This is a genomic window from Prevotella conceptionensis 9403948 (assembly GCF_000312305.1).
Lineage (GTDB): Bacteria > Bacteroidota > Bacteroidia > Bacteroidales > Bacteroidaceae > Prevotella > Prevotella conceptionensis.
In genome coordinates, this window is sequence record NZ_HE999448.1 from 11,417 (window position 1) to 32,367 (window position 20,951).

At 46.3% G+C, this 20,951-nt stretch carries 16 protein-coding genes and 1 pseudogene; 9 read left to right on the forward strand and 8 right to left on the reverse strand.

Annotated elements, in window-relative coordinates:
* Both BN93_RS09485 and BN93_RS09490 read right to left on the reverse strand, forming a co-directional pair.
* Positions 1–1,302, reverse strand: a 1,302-nt coding sequence (locus tag BN93_RS09485) for a RagB/SusD family nutrient uptake outer membrane protein (RefSeq protein ID WP_019188094.1), incomplete at its 3' end; no start/stop codon positions are given.
* Between the two features lie 19 nt (positions 1,303–1,321).
* Positions 1,322–4,647 (reverse strand): annotated as a pseudogene (locus BN93_RS09490) (SusC/RagA family TonB-linked outer membrane protein).
* A 1,403-nt stretch (positions 4,648–6,050) separates the two neighbouring features.
* Between BN93_RS09490 and BN93_RS09495 the strand changes: the two are divergent.
* The 6 genes from BN93_RS09495 (at position 6,051) to BN93_RS17965 (ending at position 10,039) form a co-directional block, all read left to right on the forward strand.
* Positions 6,051–6,215, forward strand: a complete 165-nt coding sequence (locus BN93_RS09495) for a hypothetical protein (protein WP_157462790.1) — start codon at positions 6,051–6,053, stop codon at positions 6,213–6,215.
* 57 nt (positions 6,216–6,272) lie between these two features.
* On the forward strand, positions 6,273–6,779 hold the full coding sequence (locus tag BN93_RS09500; RefSeq protein ID WP_019188097.1) for a YfbM family protein: 507 nt from the start codon (positions 6,273–6,275) through the stop codon (positions 6,777–6,779).
* A gap of 17 nt (positions 6,780–6,796) precedes the next feature.
* The gene (locus BN93_RS09505; RefSeq protein ID WP_019188098.1) at positions 6,797–7,255 is read left to right on the forward strand and encodes a DUF2262 domain-containing protein; all 459 of its coding nucleotides are present in this window, start codon (positions 6,797–6,799) and stop codon (positions 7,253–7,255) included.
* Positions 7,256–7,304: 49 nt separating this feature from the next.
* Positions 7,305–7,874 carry a hypothetical protein gene (locus BN93_RS09510; protein ID WP_019188099.1) on the forward strand — a complete coding sequence of 190 codons (570 nt, stop codon included), beginning with the start codon at positions 7,305–7,307 and terminating at the stop codon, positions 7,872–7,874.
* Between the two features lie 70 nt (positions 7,875–7,944).
* On the forward strand, positions 7,945–9,114 hold the full coding sequence (locus tag BN93_RS09515) for an alpha/beta hydrolase-fold protein (RefSeq protein ID WP_019188100.1): 1,170 nt from the start codon (positions 7,945–7,947) through the stop codon (positions 9,112–9,114).
* Between the two features lie 412 nt (positions 9,115–9,526).
* Positions 9,527–10,039 carry a CPBP family intramembrane glutamic endopeptidase gene (locus BN93_RS17965; RefSeq protein ID WP_198007508.1) on the forward strand — a complete coding sequence of 171 codons (513 nt, stop codon included), beginning with the start codon at positions 9,527–9,529 and terminating at the stop codon, positions 10,037–10,039.
* 256 nt (positions 10,040–10,295) lie between these two features.
* Here BN93_RS17965 and BN93_RS09525 read toward each other — a convergent pair whose 3' ends face one another.
* From BN93_RS09525 to BN93_RS09545, 5 genes are all read right to left on the reverse strand, one after another.
* Entirely contained in the window at positions 10,296–12,266 is a 1,971-nt protein-coding gene (locus BN93_RS09525) for a leucine-rich repeat domain-containing protein (RefSeq protein ID WP_019188103.1), read from the reverse strand.
* Positions 12,267–12,315: 49 nt separating this feature from the next.
* The gene (locus BN93_RS09530) at positions 12,316–13,746 is read right to left on the reverse strand and encodes an alpha/beta hydrolase (protein WP_044260352.1); all 1,431 of its coding nucleotides are present in this window, start codon (positions 13,744–13,746) and stop codon (positions 12,316–12,318) included.
* A gap of 259 nt (positions 13,747–14,005) precedes the next feature.
* Entirely contained in the window at positions 14,006–14,632 is a 627-nt protein-coding gene (locus BN93_RS09535) for a DUF2238 domain-containing protein (protein WP_044260471.1), read from the reverse strand.
* Positions 14,633–14,669: 37 nt separating this feature from the next.
* A complete protein-coding gene (locus tag BN93_RS09540) occupies positions 14,670–15,401 on the reverse strand; it encodes a hypothetical protein (RefSeq protein WP_019188106.1) in 732 nt (243 codons plus the stop codon).
* Positions 15,402–15,521: 120 nt separating this feature from the next.
* Positions 15,522–15,824 carry an RNA-binding protein gene (locus BN93_RS09545; protein ID WP_019188107.1) on the reverse strand — a complete coding sequence of 101 codons (303 nt, stop codon included), beginning with the start codon at positions 15,822–15,824 and terminating at the stop codon, positions 15,522–15,524.
* A 1,004-nt stretch (positions 15,825–16,828) separates the two neighbouring features.
* Between BN93_RS09545 and BN93_RS09550 the strand changes: the two genes are divergently transcribed.
* Genes BN93_RS09550 through BN93_RS09560 form a run of 3 tightly spaced genes read left to right on the forward strand, consistent with a single transcriptional unit; the run spans position 16,829 to position 19,713 of the window.
* Complete coding sequence (locus tag BN93_RS09550) at positions 16,829–18,058, forward strand: site-specific integrase (protein WP_019188111.1); 1,230 nt, start codon at positions 16,829–16,831, stop codon at positions 18,056–18,058.
* 12 nt (positions 18,059–18,070) lie between these two features.
* Complete coding sequence (locus BN93_RS09555; protein ID WP_019188112.1) at positions 18,071–19,315, forward strand: site-specific integrase; 1,245 nt, start codon at positions 18,071–18,073, stop codon at positions 19,313–19,315.
* Positions 19,312–19,713, forward strand: a complete 402-nt coding sequence (locus BN93_RS09560; RefSeq protein WP_019188113.1) for a hypothetical protein — start codon at positions 19,312–19,314, stop codon at positions 19,711–19,713. Before BN93_RS09555 ends, BN93_RS09560 begins: the two co-directional genes overlap by 4 nt.
* A gap of 373 nt (positions 19,714–20,086) precedes the next feature.
* Here BN93_RS09560 and BN93_RS09565 read toward each other — a convergent pair.
* The coding region (locus BN93_RS09565) for a YncE family protein (RefSeq protein WP_019188114.1) at positions 20,087–20,951 on the reverse strand (865 nt) is incomplete at its 5' end.

Below are 20,951 nucleotides of genomic sequence, written 5' to 3' on the forward strand. Positions count from 1 at the left end.
GAATTTCTTCTTTGGCGTTGGTGCTGTTGGCGTGTAATAGCTTATTCCGTTGTAGAAATTCTTGATGCCTTCCAGCGTAACGCCCAGTGCGCCGCTCGAGTAGGCCTTCACTTCGGTGTTCAAGTCTGCTGCCGCAGCATCGTAGTTGCCCAGCATGGCGTTGGCTTCGGCGCGCACAAGCAGGGTGAGGTCGGTTGTAAGCACGGCGTAGGCCGAGTGCGCATAACCTATGCCTGCCTGCACATCGGTGTATTCGAAGGCGTAAGGAACCTTGTTGATGAAGTACTTCGACAGGCTGTTGTTGCTCCAGACGGTGTAGCCGAAGTTGCTGCTGCGCCCCCACGGGCCTTGCGATTGCAGGTCTTCATTTTCTGAAATGAGCTGCCCGTGCGCATACTTGTTGCCCATGCGGTAAGGGCCTAGGAGGGCGCCCGCCTGCGAATGAACCGTCTGTAACAGCAAGTTGGCCTGGCTGGATACGTTCACATAGGCATTCGGGGCTATCTGTCCGTTCACCGAGAGGGCGTTGAACGCTTTCCAATCGCGTAACTTCGAAGAGGCGTCTGCGCCCAAAACGCGTGTGGCATAGGCCACGGCCTTGGCGTACTTTTGGTAGTATAGGTTGAAAAGTGCAGCGAAGGCGTAGGCCGCATTGCGGGTGAAGTGGTACTTGGGACGTGAATAGTTGTCGGTTACCAGCGGCAGTCCCTCTTCAATGTCGCGGTTTATCTGCTCGTAAAAGGCTGCCAGTGTGCCGCGTTCGTACTTGGTTCCAACCGTCGTTTCGGGGCGTGTGGGGTAGGGCAGTCCTAGGTTTTTGCTGGCCGTCGTTGGGTCGTAGGCCATGCAAAAGGTGTTGGCAAGGGTCAGTGCGGCGTATGCGCGGCACAGCAAAGCTTCGCCTTTCGAGGGCATCAGGTCGCTGTTGTTGCCCTGCTGTTCTATCGTTTGGAGGGCCGTGTTGGCCGTAGCCATGGCCGTGTACAGGCTGTTCCACAGCTCTTGCGGCGATTCAGACTCTTGTGTCTCGGTGATGTCGTTCCACGAGTAGGCTTGGTCGTAAAATCGGCCGTCGCTTCCCCAGCCCGTTACGTCGAACTCGTCGGCATTGTCCGAATACAGTTCTGCCAGATAGGCAGGGTTGTGGTCGGGGTAGGCCGAAACGAGATATTTCTGTATTTTCTCTTTGTTGTTCAGCTCCATGCGGTTGTCGGGCAGCTTGTCTAGAAACTTGTCGCACGAGGTGATGCCCAATGTTGTTGCGGCCAACAACACATATATGTAGATGTTTCGCTTATTCATAACTTATTCTTTTATTTGTTTATAAACCGAATTTGAGGGTCATTGTAAACTGACGTGGTATGGGGGCAGCCACGCCTCCTGCGTTAACAAACTCTGGGTCTTGGCCGTTCAACTTCTTGTCTGCATAGATGAGGAACAGGTTTGTGGCTTGGAGTTTCAGCGAGAGATTGGTGAAGGGCGTTGACCTAAGCATTGCTTTGGGGAAATCGTAGCCCAGCGAAATCTCTTTCATGCGTACGAAGTCGCCTTTTGCCGTGCGGTTGCTCGTGTAGTTGTAGGCGTTGTAGGCAATGCTCAGGCTCCTGTTCGATGCATAGCTGCGGTAGGGCAGTATGGTAGGAACCGAGGTTGTTTCTTCGTCGCCGGCTTGCATCCAGCGGTTCTTAAACTCCTTGGTCATCGAGGTGAGGTCGTTGTATTGTGCGCTGAAGATGCGGTCTAGGCGCACATAGCTGCCGAACGAGTAGGTGAGGAATACGTTCAGTCGCCAGTTCTTCCACTTAATTTCGTTGCCTAGCGACCCCGTTATCGTGGGTTCCGTCGGTCCTTCGTAAATCAGGTAGCCGTTGCTGTTGCGGTTTTGGAAGTCGAGGTCGGTAGAGGTCAGCTCGCCTTTCTCGTTGAGATAGGTGGGTATGCCCTTATCGGTTAGCCCTTGGAAAGGCATCGAGAAGATGGCGCGATGCGGATAACCCTCCATCGTAAAGCCGCTGCTGGCCTCGCCGTTCACAAGGTCGATGGTGCGGGCTTGACTCATCAGCGAGGTAACCTCTGTCGTTACGTGCGAAAATATCACGTTGGTAACCCACGTTAAGTTGTTGTTCTTGATGTTTGTCGTTTGCACCGAGAGCTCTTGGCCTTGCGACTTCATCGTAGCGGTGTTGGCATACCTAATCACTTGTCCGCCTACGCCCTGTGTGGCTATGGGACCGATGAGGTCGAAGTTGTTGCGCCAGAAGAGGTCGAACGTTACGTTGATGCGGTTGTTGAGGAAACCCAGCTCCGAACCGATGTTGAATTCGTGCTTCTTCTCGTACGTTAGTTGGGAGTTTTCCAACTCGCTGGTCATGATACCCGACTCCTTGTCGGTTCCCACAATCCTGTACGGCGTGTACGCTTTGAGTATCTGGGTGGAGTTGGTGTAGGTTGCCGGGCCTGGGTCGGCCGTAAGCGAGTAAGAGGTGCGCACCATGGCATGCGTCAGTGCGTTGTTGAATGTTTTCTAAACCACGGCTCTTCGCTGGCGTTCCAACTTCCCGACACGTTCCATGTGGGCAACCAGCGTGCGCTTCGGCTCCTTCCAAGGCGGTTTGTTCCTTCGTAGCGGTAGGTGCCCGTAAGGTTGTAGCGTTGCTTATACGAGTAGGTGCCCGTGGCAAAGAAGGCCGCCGTGCGGTTGTGGGTGTTGTTGAGCGAGTAGTAAACGGCGTTGTCGTCTATGTTCTTCTTAAAGAACTGGTAGACGTAGAAGGGTATTTCGCCCCCGTCGTACTGCATGCCGACGCCGTTGAAGTACGTGCGCCTGCGGTCTACGTTAGACACGTCGATGCCGCCCAGCACGTTCACGGCGTGCGTGTTGTCGAACGTGTGGTTGTAATTGGCCGTGGCGCGCACGTCCCAGCTCACCTTCTGCAAGTCGGTTTTTTGGTAGAAACCGCCGTAGGGCAGCACCGTTATCGGCAATGCATAGGTGTTTGTGGGGTCCTTGTACAGGTAGTTGTTGGCATCGCGTATCAATGCGTTGTCCATAGCCCTGTAAGCTAGGGCTTGGTTGGCGTACTCGGTAATCTTGTGCTCTTGTGTAGAGGTGTCGTATTGCACGGCGCCGATGATGGCCAATCGCAGGTCTTCGATGGGCTTGTAGGCCAGCTCCGCTTGGAATTTCGTGTTCAGCACGTTCATGTCTATCTTGTTGTTCTCCAGCTCGTTCAATATGTTGAAGGGGGCGTAGTTGGCGTGATAGTACGTGTTGGGGTCCAATGCGCGCGACGTGTTCAATGCGTACGAATAGGGGTTGATGTCGAAATCGCGCTTCACTTGTCCGTTTACCACGTCCACATCCTGCGCCAGCGTGCCCGGCGCTTGCTGTTTGCGGTACGAAACCGAGGCCAGCAGCGTGAGCGAGAGATTGTCGATCAGGTGATGGGTGGCGTTTACGTTGGCTGTGTAACGCCTTACGGCAGAAGACTTGTACCAGCCCGGGTCGGCCATGAACGACATCGACACGTAATAGTTAGACTTGCCTGTGCCGCCGCTCAAACTTACCGAGTGGTTTTGCATGAGTGCGCTCGAAAACAGCTGCTTAAACCAGTTGGTGTTGCGCATTTCGGCACTGTACAAGTAGGCGTCGCGGGCCTCTTGGGTGTTCTCCAAGTAGAATTGGCCCGTCTTGGGGTTGTAGGTGTTAATCAGTTCGTACATCTTTCCGTACACACCATAGTCGCTGCCGTTAAGCACGCTCGATAGGTTGAGCCAGCCCTTGTCTTGCATTTCCTGATAAATGCCCATCTGTTCTTGCGAGTTAAGGATGTTGAACTGACTGTAAGAGGGCACTAAGCGCGAGGTGAACTCGCCCGTATAGTTGACGTGTGCCTGCCCCGAACGGCCTTTCTTGGTGGTGACGACGATAACGCCGCTCATGGCGCGCGCACCATATATGGACGTTGCCGAGCCGTCTTTCAGTATCTGAAAGCTCTCGATGTCGTCTGAGTTGAGGCCGGCAATGGCCGAAGAGATAAGCGTTTCGGCATCTCCCGACGACAGCGCATCGGCGCTGATGTCGGTAATGTCTTCCTGTACAACGCCGTCTACAACCCACAGCGGCTTAGAGTTGCCATAGATGGAGGTGGCTCCGCGCACGTGTATTTTAGGCGCTGTGCCGAACGTTCCCGACACGTTTTGCACGCTCACGCCGGCCGAACGACCTTCCAACGAGCGGCTAATGTCTGCTATGCCGCTTATCAAGGCATCGTTAGCCTTAATCTTGTCGGCAGCACCGGTAAACATTCGGCGGTCCATGTTCGACACGCCCGTTACCACAACCTCGTTCAAGGTTTCGTTGTTTGGCGACAACGTGATTTTCATTGTGGGCTTGGGGTTTAGCGTTTGGGGGCGCATGCCGATGTAACTTGCAACAATTTTCTTGCCTTTGGGCACCGAGAGGGTGAAGTTACCGTTTTGGTCTGTCACGGCACCTGTTTTCGAACCCTCCACAATGACGGACGCTCCAATGATGGGTTCGTTGTCTTCCGACGAGATAACTGTTCCGGAAACTTGTGTTTGCGCCATCGCTATCCCTGCGCTTAAGAATAGCGAGACTAGAAACATCATTAGTCTTTTTTCCATAAATTCTCTCAATTAATTAATAATTCATACAACAGTATATATAGCAATCTTAATAGTTAATGAACTGGAAGCAAACGATTGGTCTATTCCTTAATGCCGATGGTGGTGTTGTATGCAACGCTCTTTTGCTTTCTTAATCGTTTTTTCTTGTTGCAATGGGTGCTCAATCGCCGTCAGGTTGGCCTGTGTGATGGGGCGATGGCACCACTATGTCTGAATGCCTTTGTGCTGGCAAAAGTAACGAATTGTTGTTAAATCGCCAAATTTAATTACAAATTTATTGTGAATAATGGTTATTTTGTTTGTTTATGTCGTTTTTATGCTATTTTATGTTTGTGTTTGTATTCGTGTTTTGCATGTGGGTTGGCTGCTGTGGTTGCTTGTTGGGGCTTGGGTTTGGCCGTGTTTTGTATGTAGGTTTATTTGTTCTCTTTTACCACTTTTAAGGATGTGCTTTGCCGTTGCGCCATGTGCCATGCCTTTTTGTGGCTTTGGGCGGTGCTTTGTGTCGATTGTTTGGTGGGCGCGATTGCGGCAAAGTTCGGTGGAAAGTGGCTGTAAAGCGGCATTGTTATGTCGTTAAGTCGTTCGCAGTGCAATCAAAATAGCGTAGTTCACACCCCTCTCTGAAACGTTAATTGTGTTTCGTTTGTTTTACAAAACAGGTTCTTCGTGATGCCCCATTCTAGGGTCAAAACAGTGCTAAAAGCATGTTTTTAGCCGCCATTCGTGGTCTTGCACGTCCCATTTTCTGTCAAAATATGATGGTCCGAGCGGTGTTTTGCACCATTTTACCCTTCTAGATTGTTGCTCGCCCGCAAAAAATGTCGTCCAATTTTTCTGCATTTAGCACCAAAACAGTAGTCTTTTAAGTACCATTTTGCCTCTTTTTGCACGTTATTTCAGTCTGCCGAAAGGGTTTTATGCCCTTTTGTGTACTGCATATTATTGCAAAATGCCTGCTGTTTTGGTGCATTTTGCCCTGCGTTTTGGTGCTTTTTACCCCAAATTATACTGCAAAAGGCACTTAATGGTGTGCAAATTGTATGTTTAAACAATGTTTAGTGGTTATTTATCCACCTCTATACGCACCTTGTTCTGCCCCAAACAAGTTGGCGCAATACTCGCAAAAATGTGGCCGAACGGCGGAATGGCTAGAAAAACCGCAGCCATAATGTTAAATTCTATGCGCAAAACATTACATCCCCTTAGCGGTACTTTCGTCAACACAGCATAACTTCGCAGTGAGCAAACCTTGCCCATGCCGCCCTTTAAAAAGCAAAATACACCATAGGGAGTTTTGAAAATGGGCGTAACTCCATCCTTAAAAGATGGATTTTGATGGCCATGTTGCAGATTTTTGGCGCTTTGTTTCGTTTTTCTTGATTATAACAGCTACCTTTGTGCGGAGTTCATCTGCTTATGGCAAATGGCTGTTTCTGCGCCAAACAATGGTGGCACCATCTGTTTGGCTTGCCAACAGCGGGCATTTAGGAAGGGGGCGTGCCATGATGGCTAGGCGGCGCAACGGTCAGTTTGGGCATCGGCAAATAAAGATGAAACGCTAACATGTGGAACCAATGGCAGGTGGTTGACACCTGCTTTATTAACAAAACGGAAAAGTTATGGGAATGATTGCAAACTATCAGTACATCAATGATGAACAACTAAACTTCTTGAAGAACTCGGACAGCAAAGAGAGGGACGTGTTGGCAGAGGTGGAGGAAATGAACGAAGAAAGCGAAATGCTGCTGGATATAGACAAAATGTGGGATGTGCTGCATTTTGTGCTTACCGGTGTAAGCAGTTGCGACCCCATTGAGAACAATCCTTTAAGCGAGGCTGTAGTTGGTGTACGTTCGCTTGAAGGCATAGAAGAGTTTGTTGCCTATACGGAAAAGGAGAGGGTTGTGGATATACTTGCGGCTTTGGAGGCTTTTGACATGGAGCAGGCTATGGCAACGTTCAGTATGGATACTTGCAAAAAGGCTGAACTTTACCCCGACATTTGGGATTACGACGATGAAGAAGAGTTGGTGAAAGAAGAAATTAGCGATTACTTCCAAAACATGAAAGACTTTTATCGGGAAGTGTTGGAGGTTAATGGCCATGTGATGGTTACGATTTACTAAATAATGTCTCGACTACTATGGAAAAGAAGATGATGATTGGCTCGACCGAATTTACCTTCGACAAAGGTTGCGGTGAATATGTAGGAAAACTGCAAGTGTGGGGAAGAGAAACAGACGTTTTTCTTGATACAGAACATGCAGAGGGTGAAAGCATCGATAAGATTGTTACTGAAAAAATAAATTGGATAGAGCATAACAAAGAAAAGATAGTGAAGGCGTTTATGGAGGAAAACGACCATTATGTAGATGTTGTTAATGAGATGATAGCCTGTGGCGACTTTAAGGCTGATGGGCCAATATCGGCAGACGATTTTGTGAATGCGCTGTTTGTAGACAATGTTACTATCTGGGTTAAGGGCGTGGACACGGACTTTGCCCTCGATTTAGATGCTGAACCCGACTATTTGCTTGGACATTTGGCCTTTATGGAGATTGATAACCAGTATCATGTTGAGTTTGGCGGGCTTAACGGCTAATCTTTTTCTTGTAAGTTTATTATTCCTCATAATGTAAATACGCAATGCAATGGACGATTTAAGAACGCTTTGGGAGAAGTATAGCGACCTCGATGTGGAGTCTAAGTTTGCCAGCATATCGGATGATATATGGAAATTAGGCCCAATTGAAAAGATTAAGGACGAGGTAAGTGCCGAAACTTTTACTTTTCATGTGGCAGTAAATATGATAGGTAATTGGAAAGGCGATGGCTGGGATTTTATCTTTTATGAAGGAAGGGCGTTACTTCCCTATATTCCTGATACGTTGAGTAAGTTAGGACTGGTGGAAATTAAAGATGCTTTTGAGCAAACGCTATCCGTATTCCCCGATTTTGCAAGCGATTGCAACGAGGAAGTTTATACGGATGTGATGAACTTCTTGATTAATCCACGATTTAAAGTTGCCGACGAAAGGCTGAACGCTATCCCTAAGGAGGAGCGGACGGCATTGAGCGGGGCATACCATAAGGGTGTACAAAGGTTAGACGACCTTTCTGAAAAGCTGTGGGGCTACAGAGCAGAAGAAGGTGGTTGGAAAAACGTTTTGGATTATCTAAATTCATTCGTATTAGGTAGTTCTTCATCGCAACAAGTGTAAAATAGTGCGGAGTTGAATCGGCATAAGTGGAAAGGGGTGAGTTATTTCGCATTGGATGATTAAGTTTTAAATGGTGAAAATAAAGTATTTAGCCTTATTGTGTTTCTTCCTAGTATGCAACTTACTTCATGCTCAGAAAGATATTTACCATGTAGTTGGTGTACAAGAGATTAACTTAAAGTCGAAGTATTTTGATTTTGACCGCAAGATATGGGTGAGACTACCGTCTGATTACAGCTTTACGGATGCACAAGATTATGATGTTGCTTATATCTTCGATGCGCAAGTTACCCCTTTCTTTGAGTTGGTTAGTGCATATCCTGTATTCTTAAACGAAGGTTGGTTTTCGAAAGGGACTATTGTTGTTGGCATTTGTTCGCCACAAGATTTAGAATACAACCGTCGAGAAGATTTCTTGCCCGATGATAGTTTGACATGCAATGCGTATAAAATCAGAAAGGGCCATTCTGACAAGCTGATGTGTTTCGTGAAAGACGAACTAATGCCATATATCCGTTCGCATTATCGCACAACGGAGAAAAATCTTGCTATCGGTCACTCGTTAGGTGCATCGTTCTTGTTGCAATGCCTGTTAAATTACGACATCTTTAATGACTATTTTCTGTTTTCGCCTAATCTTGCTTTTGGTAAAAACATGTTGGCGAATAAGTTTGTAAAGCATTCTTTCGATAGAACCGCTAGGCATTATCTCTTTTTTAGCGATGCAGCCGAAGAGAAAATAAAGGGCTGGGAAGGTTGGCAGACACCAAGGGATGAGGTTTATAGGTATATTGACTCGAAGGCGTTGCCCAACAACATTGTGTGTAGGCACAAGTCGTACCCTGAATCAGAACATTTTGCAAGTTTTCCGTTGGCGTTGCAAGATGCTTACAAGGATTATTTCGCCTATCGTGAGGCGAAAGACGCCGTGGCAGAAGGAGAAGTCTATGCAAAGCATATAGAGGTGATTGTTGATAATCCTAAGTACGAAGTGTATATTTGTGGAAACCAAGCATCGTTAGGCAATTGGGACGCCAAGGAGATTAAGATGACACATGTAAATGATTCTGTTCGTGCGATTGATGTAAAAGTACAACTACCTGCCCAATTTAAGTTTACTCGTGGAAGTTGGGAAACAGAAGGGTTTCCTGCGAATGCGTTAGGTGGTATTAATCTTCGTGTGGACAACAAAAGCAAGAAAGCGTATGTCTACAAAGTATCAGATTGGGCTGATAAATAAGAACGAACATCGAATTTTGCGGGTGATAAGGTTTACTTTGATGGGGCGGTATCGCTACTTGCACAGACCTTTGGTTGAACCCCAAGCGGTCTAATTACCGATTGGGATTAAAATTGTGTGTAAAAAAATGAAAAGAGCTCTGTTTTACCTCTTAGTATATGCAGCAATACTCATTGGTGTTTTTGCTATATGGGGCTGTGGTGCCATGCTTGGGAAGACAATCTTTGGTGTTCCCTCTGATAATCCCGTATTCGCTTTAACCCTTTTAGTGGCGTTACTCTTAGGCCACGTCATAGTTATTTGGCTATTTATTGATAAAAAGTGGGCAACAATAAGTTGGGGTAGCATTACTAAGCGTGCACGGCCATATATAATTGTACTCTCGTTTTTCTTTGTTTTAGCAACTTCGCCAATGGGGACGATTATTATAAATCTCTTCCCCGATACGTCACCACCAAAGCTGCTGTCTAACTTAGATAGCGCGCCTATCTCTATTGTCGGCATTGCGTATGGCTGCATAGTAACACCCATAGCCGAGGAACTGTGCTTTCGGGGTGCGGTGATGCTTGCACTTTACCGTTGGAAACGTAATGCGTGGTTTGCCATCCTTGTCTCGGCGGCATTGTTTGGTTTGGCCCATCTAAACATCGTGCAAGTGTTTTATACCTTCATTCATGGCGTTTTGATGGGTTGGTTGTTTTATCGCACTGGCAGCCTTATTCCTAGCATTGTAGTGCATGTGGCCAACAATTCGTTGGTTGCGGCTGGTAGCCTTTTCTTTGGCAACGACAACGAAATGGCTGGCAGCCTACCGCTTGATGATGGCTTTTTCTTGTTATTTATGGCTCTTTGTCTGGTGTTGTTGTTCGCGTGTTGTTGGGTGGCCAACAGGATGTTTGCAAAGTACGAGCCATTGAAGGTTTGAGCGTATGCGCTTAAAACATAACGCGTAAACGTTTCGCCTACTTGTGGCGATGAAACGAAAAGCGGGTATGCCGATGGACATACCCGTTTCTTTGGGGAGTTTAAATGGTGATGAGGCGCATTTTGCTAATAGCTTGATGTGGCATTTGATGGGTCTGAGGCTTAATGGCCCCTCGCAAAACTCATGGATTCACAGGCTCATGAACTCACAGACTCATAAGCTCACAAGCTGATGAACGCACAAACTCACCTCCTACTTACTGCACCACCACTTTCTTTCCATTACGAATGTAAATGCCTTTTTGGGGTTTGGAATTGAACTTGATGCCTTGCAGGTTATACCACGTGTTGTTTTCGTTATCCACATCGTTGTCCACTTTTTCTATACCCGTGGCCGTTTCTCCCTCGAAGAGAAGTTTGAGATTTGCGCCAACCAGCTTGTCGGACAAGTGCAAGAAGGCATGGAAGGGCGTAAGTTTAGCCTCATCGGTGGCTTGCACAAACGTTGCATTACCCTTGTTGCCCTCTGCATTAAGGGTGTAAGCAGCCCCGTTGAGCTGTTGCGCAGCGGCTAATGCCTTAACTAAATCGGCCTTGTATACGCCAAACAAGCCATCCTTCGTCTGCGTATTTGTATTGTTTTGTGGGTTAACCACCACATTTTCTGCCCAAATCTCCGTGCCGTCAGAGGCATATATATAAGGAGTGTTGGCCTGCAACTCGTCTTTTTTGGCAAACTTCAGGGTGGTGTTGGTGCCCGATTGCTTGTCCATACCATCGAAGGCGAAGGCCTTTCCGCGCGGTTTGGCGGCAAAAGGCAAAACAAGTGTCTCTTTCTTTTTGTTCTTAAAAGACGAGCGGAAGAACGTTGCACGCTTGGCCTCAAAGCTATAAGGCAGTCGATAGGTAAGGTTTCCTTGCAGAGCCAATGCGTTGAAGTTCTCGTCGAGCTGCATCTTGTAAAGGCTTGTGTGGCGTTTCCCCTCCTTATTTGTCAGCACGGTGTTGGCGGCGCGATGCTCTTGTGTCTGTGTTTTGGGTGCATACACGATGGTAAATTCGGGAAGTCCGTTTAAAAGCGCATCGCTTTCGGCTTTACTTAGTGGACTCATGGCCGACAAATCGAGCGAAACCAAAGCCTTGCATTGTGCAAAGGCGTTTGTCGATTGAGCGGGTTCGATGCTAGCAGGTAAGGCAATGTGGTGTAGCTTAACAATGTCGTTGCCGGTAAAGAAGTTGGCATCTATGCCGTTGATGCGGTATTCGGGCTTCCATTTACCGGCGAACGTGGGATTGTGCACGGCCGCTTTCAGGTCTTTAAACTCGCTTGACCAATCCTTCTTGTCGTTCCTCTTGTAGGCCGAGGCCGTGAATATGCCCGGATATTGGCCAACTTGCACTATCCGATAGGTGATGTTATCGGCAACGAACTCGTCTTGGGGTGCCATTGCGCTGATGGGGAGCAGCCCGTTACAGTAGCTCTTTTGGACATAGTTTTGCGGTTTGCTGACATACCAATGGCTGGCAACGTTCACGCCCTTGTTGTGTACCGATGGGATGGTGTTGCCGTCGAACATGTAGAAGTCGCACGAGCCTGCTCCGCGGAAAGCATCTTCTTCAATGCTTTGCAGCGTAGGGGGCAGTATCGCCATTTGCAGCTTGCAGCCATCGAACGCGGCGATGGGGATGGCGGCTACCTTTATCGGAAGTATCACCTTGTTGTCTGCGAATTGGTTTCCGGCGAAAGCCTCTTGCCCTATCGAGGCCAGATTTTTAGGTAACTGAGCATGCCTAAGCTGCTTGCAACCCGCGAATGCACCTCTGCCAATGGTGGTTAGCGACGAGGGATAGCCGATGGCTTGCAGGGCGTTGCAGCCCGAAAAGGCATTCTCGCCAATCTCTTTGATGCCCTCTTCTAGGGTAACCGCGGTTAGTTTGTTGCAAAGGCTAAATGCAAAGTTAGCCACTTTCGCCACCTTATACCTGCGCTTGTCGACAGGGTTAACGATGTTGGCCGGCACAACGAGCTCGCCTTCCGAATACTGACTGATGGCGGCATTCTTGCCATTACCAACCTCTACAACGCCTTCGGCCGTTACGTTAAACCACATCGGCACGTCTTTCTCGTTAAGTTTGGCCGTTCCCTTGATGAGCGTTTCCTTGCCTAACACATCGGCCGAAAGCTGTGTGCAGATGGCAAGCAGCAGTAATATGATATATTTTCTCATGTCTTTTTTCTGTGTTGATGATTGTCAATGATGCGTGTGCTAATTGCCATTAGGGGTTAAACTTGTTCCACGTTTCTTCTCCTCCTGCTATGGCATCTACGCCCTTTTCCTCGTAACTTTTGCTCCAGAATGAGAAATAGAACGATGAACCATTATCCACATGGCTACCCTTTGATAGGTAAGTGTATTTAATGATGTTGGGGTTGGCATCTGTCCGCATTTTCTGATATGCGCTTTCGGCATTGCCGATGGGCACAACCTCGTCTACTCGCGAGTGGAAAAGATAGATGGGGTACTTGGGTTTCCATCCCTCGGTAAGGTCGTTAACGCTGATGGCCGTGTACAAGTCGTCGAACTTGGGGTTCTTCTCGGTGGGTTCGCCCTTCATTTTCTTGCTCATAAAGTCAAAGGCGTCGGGGTTGAATATCTCAGACACCTTTATATATTCCCCTTTATTGTCTTTCTGAAAGGTGTATGTCGACTTTAGTTTTTTCTGTATTTCGTCGGTGGCTATCTCCTTTTTCTCAATCCATTCAACGATGCCCGTATTGAGGAAACGTTCGTTGAAGTAATCGCTCATGGCGTGTCGGCGCATGTAAGGGTTGTAGTCTAGCATGCCTTTGATGATAAGGGGCAATGCAACGGGCATGTAAACCTTGTCTTCGGTGATGTAAGTTCGCAGCGTGGCGAAGGGGTCGTAAGGGCCATCGCCGCAAACCGAGCCGCCCAAATGCAGGTCGGTGTCGAGGAAGTTGGTTTCCATAAACTTCTGGCAAGCCATAGCAACCGACCCGCCTTGCGAGTAGCCCACGCATATTGTTTTCCAATTATCCCTTATCTTGGCCCGCTCTTTCTTGCTGGTTTTGTACAGTTCGATGCCATAGCGCAATGCGTCTACACTCTGTCTGGCTGTAATTTCTTGGGCCAGATAGGGGTGAGCGTCGTTTCGGGTGATGCCATATCCTTGGTAATCGGGTAGAATTACTAGGCAGGTATAGGCCAGTTTGGATGGTGTTTTTTCTTGCGCATGCATGGTAAGCATGCCCACATCACTTTTTATACTGCCTTTTGTGATGTATTCTGAAGGCGTACTTGCATTGTCGGTAATGGTGATGTGGCAGCCTAGAATGATGTTGTTGATGATGGCTTTGTAGTTTTTGGGCATGGCAGCTAGGGCCGTAAGTGTAACAGGCTCGCCCTTAGCGTTGATGCTGGGGTAGGTGTAACGGTAATATTCGTAGCCGAACCAACTTTCGCCGTGGTCTTTATTGTCGTCGTCGAATCCGTTTCCGCGTGTTCGTGCCACGTCTTTGGGTAGTTCAACGTTTTTAATGCCACGCTCAATAATCTTCGCATCGGCGGCATTAACGCCCGTGTGGATGGTGGAAAAGTCGCGTTGTGCAGCAACCGACAAGCTAAAAATGAGCGTCACCGCCAAGCAGAGCCGCCTACAATGTTTGTTTACGTAAATACTGTTCATCTTTATTAGGTGTAACTGATTATGTTGATATCTATTATCCGTATGAGATACTAGAATACTTATCCTTAACAAGATTGTTGTAAGCACGACATAGGCAACTTAAATGCCATTTGTTTCATTAGGTTCTACAATCATCGTCCTACATTATATGCTTGCAAAGTTCCGAAAAAATATCGAAAAATGCAAATAAGTTGAAGGGAAATATGGGGTGGGGATGGTCGTGCCAGCGTGATGTTTTAAGGTTATAACGACGCTGGGTTTAATATTGTCTTTTTGTGTTGGCATAGCGGAGCATATAGCAGAAAAGCATTGCCGTGGAACCAAGCAGGGCTAAGGCCATGTCTTTTTGAGCATCCCACATGTCGCCTTGCTGTCCGTTATAACAGTCTGCTGCATCTGCCGACATAACAATAGTAAGCAGCCATTCGAACAGTTCGTATATCATGCTGCCTGTTTGTATCATCAGCCATGCCATAAAAACAGCGATGGGCTGTTGCTGTTTAAACCATTTCTTACAGAGATAGACCAAGTATGGGAACAGCAATATGCCGAAAGAAAAATGAACCAAGCGGTCGTAGTGGTTACGAGGGTCCAGAAAGAAACCGGTATCAACCAACCCCAGCGAAACAGCTAATTCTTTATACGGCACGTACGAATAGATATAGCGTGCGCCAATAACGTGCAGGATGGTGAAACATGCGAGTCCTACAAACGCCGACATGGGCATTGCTTTCTTAAAAACATCGGTGATTAGCGGGATGAACAACAAGGCCGTTCCAATGTGTTGGAGCAATTGCTCGTGGGGATAAATGGGGTTGACGCATGTTATTATCGTAGCAAATGCCACAAATAGAACAAGCGCAAGCTTTGTTTTGTCTATTGTCATGTCTCTGCGGTTTACCTGTTGTGTTGTCTTTCTCACGTTAGTCGGGATAATAGAAATCTCGTTTTACATAAAGCATACCATTGGGCTTGATTAGCGCGTATGATGTAATTCTTTTGTCTTTATCGAATTCCATCTTAACATCATACGCTGCAATGGTTTCACCATCTTCTGCCTTTGTCGTCATCTTCTTCACAGGCGAATTGGGCAATCTGCCCATATAGCCTGTTAGCAGATAGGCGTTTGACGAGGGGTGCATGAAAAGGTAATAAGCAGCACCGTCAAGCAATGCTGGCAGACCTGATTGCGGGATGGTTTGAGACTTGTCGTATTCTATATGTGTACGAAATGTTCTGCTGTAATATCCACCTTCCATGATGATGTCAGTAAGTAGGTTGCCAACCCATTTAAATTTATATTGGTATGTGTCCGTGGCGTAGGTTATGGCTTTAATAAGCCTGTGCTTATCGTCGTACGTAAACAGGTAGCGGTCTAAAACGCCTATAGGATTCTCTCTAACGAGGTTTCCCGTAATCACTCTATATGTATATGTTGTGTCCGTTTCCCCCTTATGGTGTTGCAAATGGCTTATCGTTCGTAGCGAGTCTGTGCCTTTTCTCTCCACAAAGAGCGGTCGGCTGTTTACCATTATAGGTTCGCCTGCTTTGTTAACGAAATAACTACTTGTGTCTTTCCACGCCGCTAACGTGTCAATATATTGGCAATACGACATCATTGTAACCAAACGATGCAGCTCTTGTCCTTTATGCATGACTTTATCTTTCGGTTGGTTACAACTTGCGATGAGGCAGATGCTCAGCAATAAATATATTTCTCGCGTCATATAATAGGTGATGTTGTTGGGTTTGGATAAGTGCAGGTGGAAAGCCTATCACCAAGCCACTTTCGCTTTTGTAGTTTGGCCTTCTTTAAAGTATTCGTCAAGATTGGCGTGCGACAGGGTCCTTTCGTCTAGAAAAGAAATGAATGTCCTGCCAGAGCTAGTAATACCCGTAACAATTTTCATGTTGCCCTGTTTCCATTCTGCTCGTGGGAGAATGGCTCCTACATCGCATGCCAAGTACCACCATTCGCCAAATGTGCGTACGTATTCGTCTTCTTTCAGTGGCGGCAAGAGGTTGAGCTTGGTTTCTTTCGTTGGTGCTCCGTATTTTTTGGAAAGGTAAGCAGTCAAATCACACCCCGCTCATGTACGAAGTTCCTGGACAAAGATACGATAAAAACCTGAAATGCTGCCCCATTTGTCTGTGGCAAAACGTGGTTATATTTCAGAAGTCAACTTGGCGGAAGTTGTTCCATACACTCTCTACAAGTTGGAAACCCGGCCGTAAATGGCAGATTACTTCTGCGTTTGCATGATGCAGTATGTAAGTAGTATGCCCTGCAACCGCTCGCGCTCATGGCTTACGCGAAAAAGATATACAGGAGTGTGTGTAAGTAGCATGCCCTGCAATCGCTCGGGCTGGAGGCCACAAGCGTACATGTTTTCGGTGCCGTTGGCCACTCGCGCGAGTTTATGGCATACTTGTTTTGTCTAGTTTTAGTAATAAATTTAACATTGTGAGTGCCCTTTTTGTCCACCAACCGCTCACCTTGCCGCAAAAAATCGATTCTCGCGAAGGTTGGTTTTGATGGAAAAAGGGGTTGGCCTATGAATGCTGTAAAATGAATTTTTATTTAAAAAGGCCGCCATTTACACCAGATTTTGGGCTGTTTGCCCCTAAATACACTGCGTTTTGCTGCTAAACACACTGCGTTTTGGTGCAAAATGCACTGCGATTTGGTGCAAAATGCACTGCGTTTTGATGCTAAACGCAAGGTAACTAATCATTGAAAATGAGGAAATATCGAAGTTGGTGTAAACTAACTGATAATGAGGAGGAAATACTATGATTTACACAATTCTGCTCTATTTGTAAAGGGTAAAAATATGCAGATTTAAGCAGAAGTTCAGTTACCAGAGTGTTACCTTGTTTTGATGTTGGTAACGATGGTGCAGCATTCGGTAACTGAAATATTTTCGCTCGTGTGGCTGTTGCTTTGGTCGGCAGTTTTCTGCGTACGTGAGGAACGCTTTAATTCGGGTAACTTTGCATAAGACAGGCTGAGCTCGTCCATTTGAGAGCAAGCTCTCATGGAACTCGCTTGCACTGTCTTTGCCCACAAATATTAAAGCGTATGAAAACAGAGAAGATGAAGGTGTTGCTCTACCTTAAAAAGAGCGGTTTGGACAAGTCGGGGAAGGCTCCGATTATGGGACGAATTACCATTGGGCGTTCCATTGCCCAGTTCAGTTGCAAGCTCTCCTGCAATCCCGATTTATGGAATCCCCGTGAGAGCAGGATGGACGGTAAGAGCCGTGAGGCGGTGGAGATTAACGGAAGGTTGGAGAACTTGTTGCTTTCCATTCAATCTACCTATCAGTCGCTAATTGCCAAAGGACAGCCATTTGATGCAACTGATGTAAAGGAACAGTTTCAAGGCTGTGTGCAGGCACGATGTATGCTCATCGAGAGATTGGAAATGCTCATCAAGGAGAAAGAAAGCCATATCGGTATAGACATCAAGAGGGACTCTATGTCCGCCTATCATTCCACTCGAAAACGGTTGCAGGAGTTTATACAGAAGAAGTATCATGTTTCGGATTTGGCTTTTTCGCAGCTCACAGAAAGCTTTATCTACGAATTGCAGACATTCTGTCTTGGCGAACTCGGTCATCAGCAAAGCACATTTTTCAGAGTTGCAGCAGATTTGAAGACCGTCTGTAGGCTGGCTTATCGTGAGGGGCTGGCTGACACTCTTCTGTTTGACAAAGTCCATATAGAACGCGGAGACAAGAAAACACCCAAGGCACTTGACAAGGAAGCATTAGATAAACTCAAAGCACTCCGCTTTGATGAATTGGAAGAAGAAATGGAAACAGCTCGTGATGTGTTTCTCTTCGCCTGTTATACCGGTGCAGCCTATTGTGATTTGATGGAACTAAGCAAGAAGCATCTCGTCCGTGATGATGCAGGCAGTTTGTGGTTGAAGTTCAACCGACAGAAGACGGGTGTGCTTTGTCGTATCAAGCTATTGCCGGAAGCTGTTCGGTTAATTGAGAAAATGCACAGCGATGAAAGGGAAACACTGCTGCCTTTCATCAAATATCCCACTTATCAGTCTTGTCTCAAAGCCTTGCGATTACGGGCAGGCATTTCTTTTCCCTTTACTACGCACACTGCAAGGCATACCTTTGCCACACTTATCACATTGGAGCAGGGCGTTCCTATTGAAACGGTGAGCAAGATGCTCGGACATACGAACGTAAGTATGACCGAACGTTATGCGAAGGTTACACCGCAGAAACTCTTTGAGGAGTTTAACCGTTTCCTTTCTTTCACTGAAGATTTGCGTTTAACCATTTAACCAAGATTTTTTATGAGAAGTACATTCAAGATATTATTCTATATCAACAGACAGAAAATAAAAGCAGACGGCAAGACCGCTATTCTCTGCCGTATCACCATAGACGGAAAGAGTACCGCCATTACCACAGGCGAGGAATGCAAATCCTCCGAGTGGAACAGCCAACAGGGACAAACAACCGACAAGAAGACCAATCAAAGAATTAGCAAGTTTAAGGAACTTGTAGAAAAGACCTATCAGGAGATATTGATAAAGGACGGAGTGGTAAGTGTGGAACTACTTAAAAACCGTTTACAGGGAATAGCCACCACACCAACAACGCTCCTTGCCATGAGCAAGGCAGAATTGCTGTCCGTTAAAGTGTGCGTGGGCAAATCGAGAGCTGAAGGAACCTATCAGAATCTTCTCTATTCAGATAAGTTACTTACGGAGTTTGTAAAGGATAAGGGAATGGCGGATATAGTCATAGCCACTATAACGGAAGACTTGTTTGAAGAATACCGTTTCTATCTGAAAAGACGAGGCTTGGCAACAGCAACCATGAATCGCTATCTTTGTTGGCTGAGTAGGCTGATGTATCATGCGGTCAGTCAAAGGCTCATTCGCTGTAATCCTTTTGAGAATGCCAAGTATGAGAAAACGGAACAGAAGATACACTTCTTGCAAAAAAGCGATGTTGGCAAACTCATGGCATTGAGAGTAATTGATAAGGAAGCAGAACAAGCAAGACGGATGTTTATCTTCTCATGCTTTACAGGCTTGGCTATTGCTGATATGGAACATTTGCAATTTGGACACGTCCAAACGGCAGCAGACGGACAGAGGTATATACGCAAAGAGCGTCTGAAGACAAAGGTTGAGTTTATTGTGCCCCTGCACCCGATAGCGGAGGCCATCATCAATCAATGTAAGGAAGAACAACCACTGAATAAAGAAAGTCAGACGGTGAAAGACAAAGACAGCAGCTTTATCTTCCGAACTAATTGCAGCCGTAGCGTAATGAGTGCAAAGCTGAGCATCGTGGGCAAGGCTTGTGGTATCAGGGAACGGTTGACCTATCATATGGCAAGGCACACATTCGGGACGATGAGTTTAAGTGCAGGAATACCCATCGAAAGCATTGCCAAGATGATGGGGCACGCCTCTATATCCAGTACTCAAATCTACGCACAGGTGACAGACAATAAGATTTCGGAGGATATGGACAGGCTGATAAGGAAACATCAGACAAAGGAAACGAAGGAGGAAGCCGTATGAATGCCTATCACTATCAAACTAAAAAAGACCGTAGCTATTTCGAGTGGGGCGGCAATATGCAAATCATTCGCAAAGGCAAAGGCGAAATAGCAATGACAGAGAGCGAGCTTGTAGATTTCTTCGGTGTAACATGGAGGAAACTCAATTATCGATTGCAACTGCTTCTGAAAATATCTCCCCTGCAACCCGAAGAAAGGGATGCAGGAGAGGTGGAGGTATTCGTGAACGGACATCTGCGAGGTTATGCCTTGCTTTATCCGCTCACTATCATCATCGCTTTGTCTTATCAATTGGACAGCATGGAAGCCCACTTGTTCAGGAAACATGTATGTCAGAGATTACTGAAACCTACATCCATAATAACACCGATATTCTTAATAGGAAAGACGGATACCTGATGATTATATTTTCTTTTTCTTTCATTGATTATATCTTACTACATAACTACAATAAGGTATAATACGTTGAAAGAAAAAGGATTAAAGATTTTTATTGATATACGAATATTCTTTCATTTATTTACTACGCTACTACAAAAGAAAGATTTTTATTAAAACTGAATTGACAGTGTATAAAAACTAAAAGCACAACCATGAGAATTTATAGTTTATAACACATAAACTAAAAGAGCCGTATCAAACCCTATAATGAGTAACGATACAGCTCTTTTCCTTGTTTTGAGGAGGTTAAAGTTTCTAATCAAGAAGTTCACATTCTTTTAGATGTTGGGGTTATGTCCCAATAAATATCATAAGTAATATTCTATTACAACTATTTAAGCTCATGCAACATATAGGGTGCTCCGGAAACCTTTACCTTCAATTTTTCATAGCTTCCATCTTTCATGTGATAGACAAAATAACCCGTACCTTTGTCGGTAGACATCCCAAAGACAATGTCATCACCAGACTTACAAACCGATGCTGCCCAGCCGGTTGTCCCATCTAAGTCCATCTTTTTGCAGGTTTTGTCATAAAGATTTATCTCAAAGGCTTGAAATGATTTGTCATGAACGTAGTCAGGTGGATTGCTTGCCGCTCCAGGAATGTTAAGGTATCCATAAACCTTTCCGTTTCCACCATACACTTTATTATAAGCATACGATGTTCTGTTCCCCTTTACTCCTTCTAAGTTTACGTCTGCAAGGGTGAAGCAATATGAGTTGTCAAAGTCTTGCTCCCCTTTCTTAATGCGCAAGAATCCTTCCTTGACCCCAGGCTGGTATCCAAACATAGCTACGCAATAGAAATAGATGTCACCCTTTTCGTCCACGAATGGATCCCCAGCGGGGGTCATAGAGGAGGCCATTGTAGCACGAGGGTCACTAATCATTTTGATGGGCTTATCGGTTTTGGTATCTATTAAGGCTATGTGTGCTCCCTTCTCGCATGAGTAGGCAGATTTTAACTGGCAGAGCGTCACGTATAAGATGCCGTCTCTGATGATGGAAGCACATGGTTCAGGATTATTGTCGCCAGCCAACTTCCCCAAGGAATAGCCAGATAAATCTATTTCTCCTGTTTTTGTCATGGAGGACGGATCTATAATCCATACCTTTCCTAATCCAAGACAAGAAACGTAGGCTTTCTTCTCGGATAAGAATGTAATGTATGTGGCCTTTGCACCACTTGGAAAC